This is a genomic window from Corynebacterium glutamicum ATCC 13032, from assembly GCF_000011325.1.
GTDB lineage: Bacteria > Actinomycetota > Actinomycetes > Mycobacteriales > Mycobacteriaceae > Corynebacterium > Corynebacterium glutamicum.
Genome location: NC_003450.3, coordinates 2,085,261 through 2,098,969, shown reverse-complemented (window position 1 = coordinate 2,098,969; position 13,709 = coordinate 2,085,261). Strand labels below are relative to the sequence as shown.

13 protein-coding genes are annotated in these 13,709 nt (G+C 54.8%); 12 read left to right on the top strand and 1 reads right to left on the bottom strand.

Annotated features, from left to right (window positions below; all coding sequences use genetic code 11):
- Positions 1 to 24: 24 nt before the first annotated feature.
- The 9 genes from rimP (at position 25) to CGL_RS09850 (ending at position 9,755) form a co-directional block, all read left to right on the top strand.
- Positions 25 to 561 (top strand): ribosome maturation factor RimP, encoded by a 537-nt coding sequence (gene rimP, locus CGL_RS09890; RefSeq protein WP_011014804.1) that lies wholly within the window; start codon positions 25 to 27, stop codon positions 559 to 561.
- Between the two features lie 33 nt (positions 562 to 594).
- Positions 595 to 1,593 (top strand): transcription termination factor NusA, encoded by a 999-nt coding sequence (gene nusA / locus CGL_RS09885; RefSeq protein ID WP_003861701.1) that lies wholly within the window; start codon positions 595 to 597, stop codon positions 1,591 to 1,593.
- Between the two features lie 197 nt (positions 1,594 to 1,790).
- Positions 1,791 to 2,129 (top strand): YlxR family protein, encoded by a 339-nt coding sequence (locus CGL_RS09880; RefSeq protein WP_011014803.1) that lies wholly within the window; start codon positions 1,791 to 1,793, stop codon positions 2,127 to 2,129.
- Positions 2,130 to 2,246: 117 nt separating this feature from the next.
- Positions 2,247 to 5,261 carry a translation initiation factor IF-2 gene (gene infB / locus CGL_RS09875; protein WP_011014802.1) on the top strand — a complete coding sequence of 1,005 codons (3,015 nt, stop codon included), beginning with the start codon at positions 2,247 to 2,249 and terminating at the stop codon, positions 5,259 to 5,261.
- Between the two features lie 207 nt (positions 5,262 to 5,468).
- Positions 5,469 to 5,918, top strand: coding sequence for a 30S ribosome-binding factor RbfA (gene rbfA / locus CGL_RS09870; protein WP_003861694.1), 450 nt, complete (start codon positions 5,469 to 5,471; stop codon positions 5,916 to 5,918).
- Positions 5,919 to 5,923: 5 nt separating this feature from the next.
- Positions 5,924 to 6,922, top strand: coding sequence for a DHH family phosphoesterase (locus CGL_RS09865; RefSeq protein WP_011014801.1), 999 nt, complete (start codon positions 5,924 to 5,926; stop codon positions 6,920 to 6,922).
- Entirely contained in the window at positions 6,909 to 8,222 is a 1,314-nt protein-coding gene (locus tag CGL_RS09860) for an MATE family efflux transporter (RefSeq protein WP_011265854.1), read from the top strand. Before CGL_RS09865 ends, CGL_RS09860 begins: the two co-directional genes overlap by 14 nt.
- 83 nt (positions 8,223 to 8,305) lie before the next feature.
- Complete coding sequence (locus CGL_RS09855) at positions 8,306 to 9,112, top strand: metallophosphoesterase family protein (RefSeq protein ID WP_003857487.1); 807 nt, start codon at positions 8,306 to 8,308, stop codon at positions 9,110 to 9,112.
- The gene (locus tag CGL_RS09850; protein ID WP_003857486.1) at positions 9,102 to 9,755 is read left to right on the top strand and encodes a 4'-phosphopantetheinyl transferase family protein; all 654 of its coding nucleotides are present in this window, start codon (positions 9,102 to 9,104) and stop codon (positions 9,753 to 9,755) included. Before CGL_RS09855 ends, CGL_RS09850 begins: the two co-directional genes overlap by 11 nt.
- A 348-nt stretch (positions 9,756 to 10,103) precedes the next feature.
- Here CGL_RS09850 and truB read toward each other — a convergent pair whose 3' ends face one another.
- On the bottom strand, positions 10,104 to 10,997 hold the full coding sequence (gene truB / locus CGL_RS09845; RefSeq protein ID WP_011014799.1) for a tRNA pseudouridine(55) synthase TruB: 894 nt from the start codon (positions 10,995 to 10,997) through the stop codon (positions 10,104 to 10,106).
- Between the two features lie 31 nt (positions 10,998 to 11,028).
- Here truB and CGL_RS09840 point away from each other — a divergent pair, with 31 nt between their 5' ends.
- The 3 genes from CGL_RS09840 (at position 11,029) to rpsO (ending at position 13,537) form a co-directional block, all read left to right on the top strand.
- Positions 11,029 to 12,054 (top strand): bifunctional riboflavin kinase/FAD synthetase, encoded by a 1,026-nt coding sequence (locus tag CGL_RS09840; RefSeq protein WP_011014798.1) that lies wholly within the window; start codon positions 11,029 to 11,031, stop codon positions 12,052 to 12,054.
- An 89-nt stretch (positions 12,055 to 12,143) separates the two neighbouring features.
- Positions 12,144 to 13,094 carry a nucleoside hydrolase gene (locus CGL_RS09835; protein ID WP_011014797.1) on the top strand — a complete coding sequence of 317 codons (951 nt, stop codon included), beginning with the start codon at positions 12,144 to 12,146 and terminating at the stop codon, positions 13,092 to 13,094.
- Between the two features lie 173 nt (positions 13,095 to 13,267).
- Complete coding sequence (gene rpsO / locus CGL_RS09830) at positions 13,268 to 13,537, top strand: 30S ribosomal protein S15 (RefSeq protein ID WP_003857482.1); 270 nt, start codon at positions 13,268 to 13,270, stop codon at positions 13,535 to 13,537.
- Positions 13,538 to 13,709: the final 172 nt, after the last annotated feature.

The window sequence follows — 13,709 nt, the reverse complement described above, 5'->3', positions numbered from 1 at the left end:
TGCCGGCAGGTTATCCTTGTCTTTATGGCTTTTCCAACCACTGAAATTCTGTCTGCGCTCATCGAGCCGCTCGCCGCATCCCACAAATTCGACCTCGAGGGCCTGAAAGTGACCAAAGCAGGTCCAAAATCCGCCGTCGCCATCAAGGTAGATTCGGATTCCCGCCCCGATCTCGACCAGCTGGAAGTATTCAGCCAAGAAATCGGAGAGCTTTTCGACGCCGCCGAGCAGCGCGGAGAGCTCAACTTCGGAGCGGGTTACACGCTCGAAGTGTCCACGCCGGGCGTGGACAACCCACTGACGCTGCCGCGCCATTGGCGCAGAAACCGCGGTCGCCTGGTTGCGCTTGATCAGGATGGCAAAAAGCGCGTAGCACGCATCGGGGCGCTTAACGACGCCGAAACTCACGTTGTTTTGATCGAGCGGAATAAAAAGTTGCTCGAGGTCACAACCCTTGAATTAGCACATTCCCCTCGAGCAGTGGTAGAAATTGAATTCGCTAAACCTGCGCAGGATGAGACTGCCCTCGCAGAAAGCACATTCGACGAAGCCACCGCGTAAACAGTACGTGGTGGAAGCTTGAGAGGAAGACAAGTGAATATTGATGTCCAGGCTTTAAAAGCCATCGAGTCTGAAAAAGGAATCCCAGTTCCAGACTTGCTGCGCACCATCGCCTCTGCACTTTTGCATTCGTACATGGATAATCGCGAAACTGTTGCGTCTGCGAACCTGAAACCACGCGTGGACATCGATTCCACAACTGGCACGGTCAACGTCATCGTCTCAGAATTCGACGAAAACGGAGAGCTCGCTTCCGAATACGACGACACCCCATCCAACTTCGGACGAGTCAGCGCCCGCGCTGTTCGCGACGCGATCGTTAAGTCCCTGCGCGAAGCAGAAGCAAGCCGAGCATTCGATGCGTACGCAGATTATGAAGGCACCGTTGTGTCCGGCATCGTTCAAGCAGATGCCCGCGCAGCTGAACGCGGAATCATCATCGTGCAGCTGGGTACCGAAGCGGACAACCAAGACGGCGTTTTGCTCCCAGCCGAGCAGATCCCTGGCGAAAAGCTCAAGCACGGCGACCGCGTCAAGTGCTTCGTCGTTGGCGTGGGCAAGGGCAACACTGACATCCAGATCAACCTGTCTCGTACTCACCCTGAGCTGGTGCGCCGACTGTTTGAACTGGAAATCCCAGAAGTTGCTGACGGATCCGTGGAAATTGTTGCTATCTCCCGCGAAGCCGGACACCGCTCCAAGGTTGCTGTTCAAGCCAAGGTGAAGAACCTCAACGCCAAGGGCGCTTGCATTGGCCCACGTGGACAGCGTGTGTCCAACATCATGCGTGAACTCGGTGGAGAAAAAATCGACATCATCGATTACTCCGAAGATCCAGCAACCTTCGTTGGAAATGCACTGGCACCATCCAAGGTTGTCAACGTAGAGGTCACCGATCTTGAAGCTCAAACCGCGCGCGTAACTGTCCCTGACTACCAGCTTTCACTAGCAATCGGTAAAGAAGGTCAAAACGCCCGCTTGGCTGCCCGCCTGACCGGCTGGAAGATCGACATCCACTCTGACATCGATTAAAAGTCGCTTGAACCGGCATGAAAATCTCGTACCGGTTTTGGGCTCACAAGGCCATATAGGAACTTTGTAATTAGTTGCAGGTTCCAATTTTGGGTCAATGTAGCGTAATATTGTTCAAGGCCCATGTGCGGGCTGTGGAGGACGTGCATTCACGTTCTGGTCAAATGAAAAACGGTGAAAGGGATTGAACGCAGCAGATGTTCCATGACGATGCATTAAAAGCTTCATCTGGACAACTGTCTCGCTTCAACCCAATTCGGATCCGTACTTGCATTGCCACCAGGGAACGTAAACCTGATTCTGAACTGCTCCGCGTAGTTCAATCCCCGGAGCTTCCGGGAGTTATCCTTCCAGATCCGAAACGTCGGATGCCTGGCAGGGGAGCATGGTTGACCCCTTCCATCGACGCACTGGACCTTGCTGAACAGCGTCGCGCCTTTGGCCGAGCGCTGAGGGTGTCCACAACCGTGGATACAGGTCACGTACGCACGTACCTGGCGGAAAACGCCGGACCCGATTTTTGTAAGGAAGACTGAACACTGATGAGCACACGATGAAGCATCAGCGATGAACGTCAATAATTAACGCTAGAGGTCAAAGGTCCCTTACCTTTTAAGGGCCTTCGAACCTCTGGCAAGAACTAGAGGAGAGAAGTGCCCGGAAAGCTACGTGTACATGAGCTTGCTAAGCAACTCGGTATTACCAGCAAGGAACTACTTGCCACCCTTAAGGATAAAGGCGAGTTTGTTAAAACCGCATCATCCACAATTGAACCCCCAGTTGTGAAGAGGATGCAGGAGCACTACGGTTCGAGCGGTTCGGATAAGTCCGACACCGCTGCGAAGCCTGCAGCGGCAAAGCCTGCTGCGCCAAAACCAGCTGCGTCAGCAGCTCCAAAGCCAGGTGCTCCAGCAAAACCTGCAGCACCTGCAGCAAAGCCTGCCCCAGCTGCTCCTTCTGCAGCTTCTGCAGCAAAGCCAGGCGCAGCACCTAAGCCAGGCGTTCAGGCAAAGCCTGCAGCAGCCGCTAAGCCAGGCGCTCCAGCAAAGCCAGCAGCACCTGCAGCTCCTTCTGCCGCTAAGTCAGGTTCAGCTCCAAAGCCTGCAGCAGCAGCTAAGCCAGCATTTTCTGGCCCAACTCCAGGCGATGCAGCTAAGAAGGCAGAGCCAGCAGCTAAGCCAGGCGCGGAAGCACCTCGCCCAGGCGGCATGCCACGTCCAATGGGCAAGCCTGCTCCAAAGCCAGGCGCACGTGCACCACGTGTAGCTAACAACCCATTCTCCACCGGTGGTGGCGAGCGTCCAGCTCCTCGCCCAGGTGGCGGCCCACGTCCTGGTGGCGGACCTCGCCCAGGCGGTGGACCACGTCCACAGGGCCAGGGTCGTCCAGGTGGCCAGCGAGATGGTCAGCGCGACGGACAGCGTGATGGTCAGGGTAACCGCGGCGGTCAGCGTCAAGGCGCTGGCGCAGGTGGACCACGCCCACAGGGTGGACCACGCCCTCAGGGCGGTTCACGCCCACAGGGTGGCTCCGCTCAGGGTGCTCAGGGAGCACCTTCCCAGGAGCGTCAAGGTGGCGGACGTCGTCCATCCCCAGCAATGATGCCTCCAACCCCAGGTCAGATGCCTGCTAAGGCACCTGGCAAGGGTGGTCGTGGTGGCCAAGCCGGCGGTGGCGCTGGTGGCGGATTCAACCGTGGTGGCGGAACCGGTGGCGGCGCAGGCCGTGGCGGTCGTCGTGGCGGTACCGCAGGTGCATTCGGCCGTCCAGGTGGTGCTCCACGCAGGGGACGTAAGTCGAAGCGTCAGAAGCGCAACGAGTACGAATCAATGCAGGCACCGAACGTCATTGGTGGCGTTCGTTTGCCAGACGGCAAGGGTGCAACCATCCGCCTCGCGCGCGGTGCATCTTTGGCTGACTTCGCTGACAAGATCGGCGCAGACGCAGCAGCATTGGTTCAGGCTCTGTTCAACTTGGGTGAAATGGTCACCGCAACTGCATCGGTTTCTGATGAAACCTTGCAGCTGCTCGGTGAGGAAATGAACTACAAGGTTCAGGTTGTTTCCCCAGAAGATGAAGACCGTGAGCTGCTCGAAAGCTTCGACCTTCAGTTCGGTGAGGACGAAGGTGGCGAGGCTGACCTTGCTAAGCGTCCTCCAGTGGTTACCGTCATGGGTCACGTTGACCACGGTAAGACTCGTTTGCTGGATACTATCCGTAAGGCAAATGTGGGCTCCGACGAAGCCGGCGGCATTACCCAGGGCATTGGTGCATACCAGGTCAAGGTAAATGTCGAGGACACTGAGCGCACGATCACCTTCCTGGATACCCCAGGTCACGAGGCCTTCACCGCAATGCGTGCCCGTGGTGCAAAGTCCACAGATATCGCGGTTCTGGTTGTTGCAGCAGACGACGGCGTTATGCCTCAGACTGTGGAAGCAATCAACCACGCTAAGGCTGCAGATGTACCAATCGTGGTTGCAGTGAACAAGATTGATAAGCCAGAAGCTTCTCCAGAGAAGATCCGTGGTCAGCTGACCGAATACGGATTGATCCCTGAAGAGTACGGTGGCGACACCATCTTCGTTGACATCTCTGCAAAGCAGGGACTGAACATCGATGAGCTGCTCGCTTCTGTCTGCCTGACCGCAGACGCTGAGCTTGACCTTGTTGCTAACCCAGAAATGGACGCACAGGGTGTTGCAATTGAAGCTCACCTCGACCGTGGTCGTGGACCAGTGGCAACCGTTATCGTCCAGCGCGGTACCCTGCGCGTCGGTGACTCCATCGTTGCAGGCGATACCTACGGACGTGTTCGCCGCATGGTGGACGAATACGGACGCGACGTTGAAGAGGCCGGACCTTCCCGTCCTGTTCAGGTTCAGGGTCTTAACGGTGTCCCAGGCGCCGGCGACAACCTTCTGGTTGTTGAAGATGACCGCATTGCACGTCAGATTGCTAACCAGCGCAACGCCCGCAAGCGTAACGCTCTGGCAGCACGCTCCCGTAAGCGCGTCTCCCTCGAGGATCTGGATTCAGTTCTTAAGGAACATAGCACCCTTAACCTCATTCTTAAGGGCGACAACGCAGGTTCCGTGGAAGCACTGGAAGAAGCATTGCTAAAGATTGAGATGGACGATGAAGTCCAGCTCAACATCATCGACCGCGGTGTGGGTGCAGTTACCCAGACCAACGTCACCCTTGCAGCTGCATCCGACGCTGTCATCATCGCCTTCAACGTTCGCGCTGAAGGTAAGGCAACTGAGGAAGCAAACGCAGAAGGCGTCGATGTTCGTTACTACACGATCATCTACCGTGCTATCGAAGAGGTCGAGGCGGCCCTCAAGGGCATGCTCAAGCCAATCTACGAAGAGCGCGTTATCGGACATGCTGAGATCCGTGCGATCTTCAAGGCTTCCTCTGTCGGCCTCATCGCAGGTTGCATGGTTGAAGACGGCAAGGTGCGCCGAAACGCCACAGTCCGCATTATTCGCGACGGCAACGTCATCGCCGAGAATGCAAAGATCGTGTCCCTTCGCCGTGAGAAGGACGATGCCACCGAAGTCTCTGCAGGCTACGAGTGCGGTATGGTTCTGTCTTACCCAGACATCTCCGTCGACGACAAGATCGAGGTCTACGAAATGGTTGAGGTTCCACGCGAAGCTTAAGCATTTCCGGCTCGGGGCATAACTAGCCCGGGGTCATGCACGTGGGGCTGGCTTTCCAACGGAAGGCCAGCCCCTTTGCACACCTGTTTTGTTCCTACCTTTTAAGCTAGGAATAGCAGGGTAGATAAACTTATTAAAATTTTTCCAATTCAGGGTAGAATTCCAAAAGAATTATTTCGACTCTGTGAAGATGAGGAGTGGTCCACCATGGCTGACAACGCCCGCGCGGCTCGTATGGCAAAGCGCATTCAAACTATCGTGGCCAGCGCCATTGAACGCGATATCAAGGACCGCCGACTTGAGTTCGTCACAATTACTGATGTGACCATGACCGGTGACCTGCACGATGCAAAGGTGTTTTACACCGTTCGTGGAGCTTCCATTGAAGAAGAACCAGATCTTGAGGCAGCAGCAGAGGCTCTTCACCGAGCACGCGGCCAGCTGAGGAAGATCGTTGGCCAGCAGCTGGGTGTTCGGTTTACCCCGACCCTGACTTACAGCATCGATACCGTCCCAGAGGCATCCGCACACATGGAAGCTTTGTTGGATCGTGCTCGCAAGCGCGATGAGGAGCTGGCTAAATTGCGCGAAGGTGCAGCGCCTGCAGGTGATGCAGATCCTTACAAGACTTCATCCAAGTCTGAATCTGAGGAATAACACCAGTGACGGATAATAGTCAGTTTCATGCTGCTTCAGCATTAGTCCAGGCAGCTCACACGGTTAGCGTTGTGGGGCATCTGCGACCCGATGCTGATGCAATCGGCAGTGTAGCTGCCACAGTGGCGGCACTACAGCAACTTGGTAAAGACGCCGTAGGTGCAATCGGCCAGCTAGATTCGATGCCCGAGAACTTGTACACCATTCCTGGGGCATCAAACATTAAGTTTGGCGATTCACTGCCGGAATCTGACCTCATCATTGTTGTTGATTGTGGGTCAATCGAACGCACCGGTGCGTTTGAAAGCATCATCGTCAACAATCCTGACAAAGTATTGGTGGTTGATCACCACGCCACCAATCCTGGGTTTGGTGCCGTCAACTTAATCGATGTGGAGGCAGAATCCACCACCACGATTTTATATGACTGGTTTGATGCGATGTCGGTGCAAATTACTCCCGATATCGCCCACGGCCTTTATGCTGGACTGCTCACCGATACCGGGTGCTTCAGGTGGGGTCGACCAGTCATGCATGACATGGCTAAAGAACTCATGGAGTTCGGTCTAGACATTCGTGCCATTTCATCAGCATTGCTTGATCAAACCTCCGTGGATGATTTGCGTCTTGTTGGCCAGATTGTCTCTCGGATCGAGCTGCGGGAAGCAGGGCCATATACTCTTGCTGTTCTCGTGGCAGACTTCGATACCATCAACGGCCGTTCACGCGCCGTTGTGGAAGGCTTGATCGAAATGGTTCGCGCTGTGGAAGGCGCAGACTTCGGAGCAGTATTCAAAGAATATGAACGTGGCGTCTATACCGTGTCACTGCGTTCCTCCAATTTGAGTGTCGCTTCCTTGGCAGTGCATCTTGGCGGTGGCGGACACATTCCTGCTGCAGGCTATACCGCTCGTGGTACGGAAATCGAAGCCCTCGATACGTTGATTGAAGCAACCGTTACCTTGGGGGAGTCTTTGCGAAGCTCGGCGCATGTCGATGTCTAACAACGACTTTGAGCATGAGTCCCATGATGTTTCTGCAAAGCAGATCTTCGGGCTCGCGTTCCCCGCACTGGGTGTTCTAGCTGCGATGCCGCTGTATCTCTTGTTGGATACAGCGGTTGTTGGCACTTTGGGTGGCTTCGAATTGGCTGCGTTGGGCGCAGCAACAACAATTCAAGCTCAAGTGACAACACAGCTGACATTCTTGTCCTATGGAACTACCGCGAGATCATCGAGAATTTTCGGAATGGGTGATCGCCGGGGAGCAATTGCCGAAGGTGTGCAAGCAACCTGGGTGGCACTCTTTGTAGGCTTGGGCATCTTAACGCTGATGCTCATTGGAGCCCCGACTTTCGCGTTGTGGCTCAGTGGTGATGAAGCTCTAGCCCAAGAAGCAGGGCATTGGCTCCGGGTCGCTGCTTTTGCGGTGCCACTAATTCTCATGATCATGGCTGGCAACGGTTGGTTAAGAGGTATTCAAAACACCAAGCTGCCACTCTATTTCACCTTGGCGGGAGTCATCCCCGGCGCGATCTTGATTCCGATATTCGTGGCTAAGTTTGGACTTGTGGGCTCTGCCTGGGCAAACCTCATTGCAGAAGCAATTACTGCTTCGCTGTTTTTGGGTGCATTGATCAAGCACCACGAAGGTTCGTGGAAGCCGAGCTGGACGGTGATGAAAAATCAGTTGGTTCTTGGACGTGATTTGATCATGCGGTCAATGTCGTTCCAGGTTGCTTTTCTTTCCGCGGCCGCTGTGGCTGCACGATTTGGCACGGCATCCTTGGCGGCCCACCAGGTGTTGCTTCAGCTGTGGAATTTCATCACATTGGTGCTGGATTCTCTAGCTATCGCGGCGCAGACCTTAACTGGTGCAGCCCTGGGCGCTGGAACTGCGAAGGTCGCCCGCAGGGTGGGTAATCAGGTGATTAAGTACTCTCTGATTTTCGCTGGTGGCTTAGGTTTGGTGTTCGTGGTCTTACACTCGTGGATTCCGCGTATTTTCACTCAGGACGCCGACGTTTTAGATGCGATTGCTTCCCCGTGGTGGATCATGGTCGCGATGATCATTTTGGGTGGCATTGTCTTTGCTATTGATGGTGTGCTGTTGGGTGCTGCTGACGCGGTGTTCCTCCGAAATGCCTCTATCTTGGCGGTTGTGGTCGGATTCTTACCAGGCGTCTGGATTTCCTATGCATTAGATGCAGGGCTGACAGGCGTGTGGTGTGGTTTGCTGGCGTTTATTCTGATCCGACTATTTGCGGTGATTTGGCGGTTTAAGTCTATGAAGTGGGCGCGTTAGCTTCGGCGCGTGGCAAACCACATTTGCTGGACTGCAGGCATAATGGACAAAGACTTTTAGCAACAACTATGTGGAGGTGACAGGTGACCACAACTCTGTGGGCGGTTTCTGACCTCCATGCAGCGGTGAAAGCTAACGCTGATCCAATTGAGAATATTCAGCCTAAGGATCCGTCTGACTGGTTGATTGTTGCAGGTGACGTGGCGGAACGTACCGAATTGGTGCTGGAAATTTTGGCACGTTTGCGCAGGCGCTTTGCCAAGGTGATCTGGGTTCCGGGTAACCATGAGTTGTTTTCTCGCTCCGCGGACCGCTATCAGGGGCGCGATAAGTACTCTGAACTCGTTGAAGGCTGCCGCAAGATTGATGTGTTGACTCCGGAGGACCCTTACTTAACCTTTGGTGGGGTTACTATCGTTCCGTTGTTTACACTCTATGACTACTCGTTCCGTCGACCTGGTTTCACCGTGGAGCAGGCTGTGCAAGCGGCGCGGGATCGTCAAGTGATGATGACTGATGAGTTTTCTATTGCGCCTTTTGTTGATATCCGAGCGTGGTGCTGGGATCGCTTAGCCTATTCCATTAAGCGTTTGAGCAAGATCAACGGGCCAACAATTTTGATTAACCACTGGCCGCTGGTGGTGGAACCGACTTATCAGATGCGCTGGCAGGAACTTGCATTGTGGTGCGGTACTCGCCACACCAGGGGATGGGCCGAACGCTACAACGCGGAAGCCGTTATTTACGGTCATCTGCATATGCCCGGAATAACCAACGTCAACGGTGTGAAACACATTGAAGTGTCGTTGGGTTATCCGCGCGAATGGGAGCATTGGTCTGGGCAGCATGTGTGGCCATATCCAGTGATGGAGGTGGACAATGCTGGATGAGTCTTTGTTTCCAAATTCGGCAAAGTTTTCTTTCATTAAAACTGGCGATGCTGTTAATTTAGACCATTTCCATCAGTTGCATCCGTTGGAAAAGGCACTGGTAGCGCACTCGGTTGATATTAGAAAAGCAGAGTTTGGAGATGCCAGGTGGTGTGCACATCAGGCACTCCAAGCTTTGGGACGAGATAGCGGTGATCCCATTTTGCGTGGGGAACGAGGAATGCCATTGTGGCCTTCTTCGGTGTCTGGTTCATTGACCCACACTGACGGATTCCGAGCTGCTGTTGTGGCGCCACGATTGTTGGTGCGTTCTATGGGATTGGATGCCGAACCTGCGGAGCCGTTGCCCAAGGATGTTTTGGGTTCAATCGCTCGGGTGGGGGAGATTCCTCAACTTAAGCGCTTGGAGGAACAAGGTGTGCACTGCGCGGATCGCCTGCTGTTTTGTGCCAAGGAAGCAACATACAAAGCGTGGTTCCCGCTGACGCATAGGTGGCTTGGTTTTGAACAAGCTGAGATCGACTTGCGTGATGATGGCACTTTTGTGTCCTATTTGCTGGTTCGACCAACTCCAGTGCCGTTTATTTCAGGTAAATGGGTACTGCGTGATGGTTATGTCATAGCTGCGACTGCAGTGACTTGAACTGGATGGAGAGGATACCTGGGTGAGCTGAAAGCCAGGTTGGTGGATGCCTCGCACGGCACGGCGTTTAAGAAGCGCTTCTAGCTTTCAACACGTACAGCAACCGTGAATATTAGACCAAGAGGCCCCTTTTTCGGGGCGTCTTTGGTCTGCAATGACACTTTGCTGGTCTGGAAATGTGCGTTTGAAACCAAGGCTTGGATTGGCGGAGTTGGTTTTGGTTTATTTCCACAGCCCACCTGAAATAGTGCCCTCTCAGAATCGCGTTTAAGCCCTCCAAACCGCTCTTTCCACACTCACACCTATCTAGCGAAATTCGACCTCTTAAATCGGCTTCTGGCAGACCAACTAAAGAGTGTTGGGGTGAGCAACAAACACGGTGGCCAGGCGTTTGCCCTTTTCTTCGATGAGCGCCACGGCTTTTCCTGATGGTGTTACTGCAGCGTGGACGCCTTTCAGTCCGCGAGGTTCCAACCATTTGCCCATGGACAGGTCAACGCCTTCGTCTTCGGTGATGTCAAGGACTGGGTAACTGCGGGTGAGTGCCTGGTCGAGGTTGAGGGAGAGTTCTGGATTCTCTTGGAGTTTGGAGAGGGGGGTCGCGTCGTTAAGCGTAAAAGGGCCGACCTCTGTGCGCCTAAGCGCGGTCAGGTGGCCGCCGACCTGCAAAGCGTTGCCGAGGTCGCGGGCGAGCGCGCGGATGTAGGTGCCGGAGGAGCAGTGGACGCGCACATCTAAGTCATAAAATTCACCGTCGACGTGGTAGTCGAGCACGTCAAAGACGCTGACGGTGACGGGACGTGCGGGAATGTCTACTTCTTCGCCGTCGCGGACGCGTTCGTGGGCGCGTTTGCCGTCGATTTTGATGGCGGAGACTTTGGTGGGTTTTTGCATGATGTCGCCGGTGAGGTTGACGATTTCAGCAAGGATGGTGCTGTGGTCGAGGCCGGATGCGTCTGTTGTGGAGATAACCTCGCCTTCTGCATCATCGGTGCTGGTGGCGGCGCCGAGTCGAATGGTGGCGTCGTAGGCTTTGGTGGAGGCCACCATGTGTGCCAGGAAGCGGGTTCCGCGCTCAATTCCGACGACTAACACGCCGGTTGCCATGGGGTCGAGGGTGCCTGCGTGGCCTACTTTGCGGGTGGAAAATGCGCGGCGCAATTTGGACACCACGTCATGGGATGTCATTCCGGCGGGCTTGTCGACGATCACGAGTCCAGGTTTAGGGGCAGGAGCATTCATGTCTGTTGAGTCTATGCCGTAGTCTAAAACAGTGGATATTTGGAGTGGACTAGACAGCGTTCCGGCTGATCTTCAAGGATCAGTAGTCACCATTGGTGTGTTTGATGGGCTCCACCGGGGGCATCAAAGTTTAATCGGCGAGGCCAAGAAGCAGGCCGAGGAGCTGGGTGTGCCTTGTGTCATGGTGACCTTTGACCCGCATCCGATCGCTGTGTTTTTGCCAGGTAAAGAGCCAACCCGTTTGGCTCCTTTGGATTATCGCCTTAATTTGGCTGCGGAATGTGGCGTCGATGCTGCGTTGGTTATTGATTTCACTAAAGAACTCGCAGGTCTGAGCGCTGAAGAGTATTTCACAACCATGATCGTGGATACGCTGCATGCGCGTTCAGTTGTGGTGGGGGAGAACTTCACCTTCGGTGTCAATGGCGCTGGCACTGAGTCCACGATGCGGGAATTGGGACAAAAGTTTGGCGTGAATGTCACGATTGCTCCGCTGCTGCATGATGATGACCAGCGTATTTGCTCCACCTTGGTGCGCGATTACTTGGATCAGGGCGAGGTTGAGCGCGCGAACTGGGCGCTTGGTCGACGCTATGCCGTGCGCGGCGAAGTTGTCCGTGGTGCTGGCCGTGGCGGCAAAGAATTGGGCTATCCCACCGCGAATCTCTACCTGCCGACCTCTGTGGCGCTGCCCGCCGATGGCGTGTATGCAGGCTGGTTCACCATCACCGATGACCGCGAAATCGACAAGGAAATCTCCCGCGATATCGACGGCACCATGGTTCCAGGCGTGCGTTACCAAACTGCCATTTCCGTGGGCACCAATCCCACCTTCGGCGATGAGCGACGCAGCGTCGAGGCATTCATCCTCGACCAGGAAGCCGACCTGTACGGTCACCATGTCATGGTGGAATTCGTGGGACACTTGCGCGACATGGTCAAATTCAACGGCGTCGACGAGCTACTAGACGCCATGGCCCGAGATGTCACCAACGCCCGCGACATCCTTGCCAAAGACAAATTGCTTCTCGACGCCGACACCCAGCCCAGCGCTTAAGGCCGGTCACCGGCCATCAAGCTTGTCACATCGGGTGCCTTATGATGGTGCCCGACCTTAAAAATAAAAACCTGAAAGGTTAAAAACGCATGAGCAAAAAAGCCATCCTTGATATCGACACCGGCATCGATGATGCCCTCGCACTTGCCTACGCACTGGGCTCACCTGAACTAGAGCTCATTGGTGTCACCACCACCTACGGTAACGTGCTACTCGAAACCGGTGCAGTCAATGACCTGGCACTGCTTGATCTGTTCGGTGCACCAGAAGTACCTGTGTACTTGGGTGAGCCACACGCACAGACCAAGGATGGCTTTGAAGTTCTTGAGATCTCCGCGTTCATTCACGGACAAAACGGCATCGGCGAAGTCGAGCTGCCAGCAAGCGAGTCAAAGGCACTCCCCGGCGCAGTGGATTTCCTCATTGATTCCGTCAACACCCACGGCGATGACCTGGTGATCATCGCAACTGGTCCCATGACCAACCTGTCTGCGGCAATCGCAAAGGATCCAAGCTTTGCTTCCAAGGCTCACGTGGTCATCATGGGTGGCGCCTTGACTGTCCCAGGCAACGTCAGCACATGGGCAGAAGCAAACATCAACCAGGACCCAGATGCAGCAAACGATCTGTTCCGTTCCGGTGCAGATGTCACCATGATCGGTCTTGATGTCACCCTGCAGACCCTTCTTACCAAGAAGCACACTGCGCAGTGGCGCGAACTGGGCACTCCAGCTGCTATCGCACTGGCCGACATGACTGATTACTACATCAAGGCATATGAGACCACCGCACCACACCTGGGCGGTTGCGGCCTGCACGACCCACTGGCAGTAGGCGTTGCAGTGGACCCAAGCCTGGTCACTTTGCTCCCCATCAACCTCAAGGTAGACATTGAGGGCGAGACCCGTGGACGCACCATTGGCGATGAAGTCCGCCTCAACGATCCAGTGCGCACCTCCCGCGCAGCTGTCGCCGTAGACGTGGATCGTTTCCTTTCTGAATTCATGACCCGCATCGGCCGAGTCGCAGCACAGCAGTAAAAGCAGCTCTGGTGAAGGTTTTTGGAGAAGTACCACCAAGCTGTTAAGCTTCCAAGGTGGTTTTGCGACTGCGGTCCGCAGCAGTTGTGAAAAGTACACACATCATCCGGGTTTATCTTGGATGAATGAGTGAAAATTTTTCATGCGGACTGAAATAACTTTTAGGAGACACCATGGCTCTTACTTCTGAGCAGAAGAAGTCCATCCTTTCCGAGTTCGGCCTCCACGAGACCGACACCGGTTCCCCAGAAGCACAGATCGCGCTTCTGACCAACCGCATCAACAACCTCACCGAGCACCTCAAGTTCCACAAGCACGATCACCACTCCCGTCGTGGTCTGCTGCTGCTCGTTGGTCGTCGTCGTGGTCTGCTGAAGTACCTGGCTGACAACAACGTTGATCGCTACCGTGATCTGATCGCACGCCTCGGCCTGCGTCGATAAGCCTGGTTTTTCCAGTCTTTTAAACCCGTTTCCTTGCCTCTTAAAGTGGTGGGGAAGCGGGTTTTCTCGCGTTTCCTGCCACCGGTTTTGGTGAATAAAACTCGTGTCGAGTAGCGCTAAAACTGATAGTGGGGAAAACTGGAGAGAACTGGTAAGGTTTTTACCGTTCTAG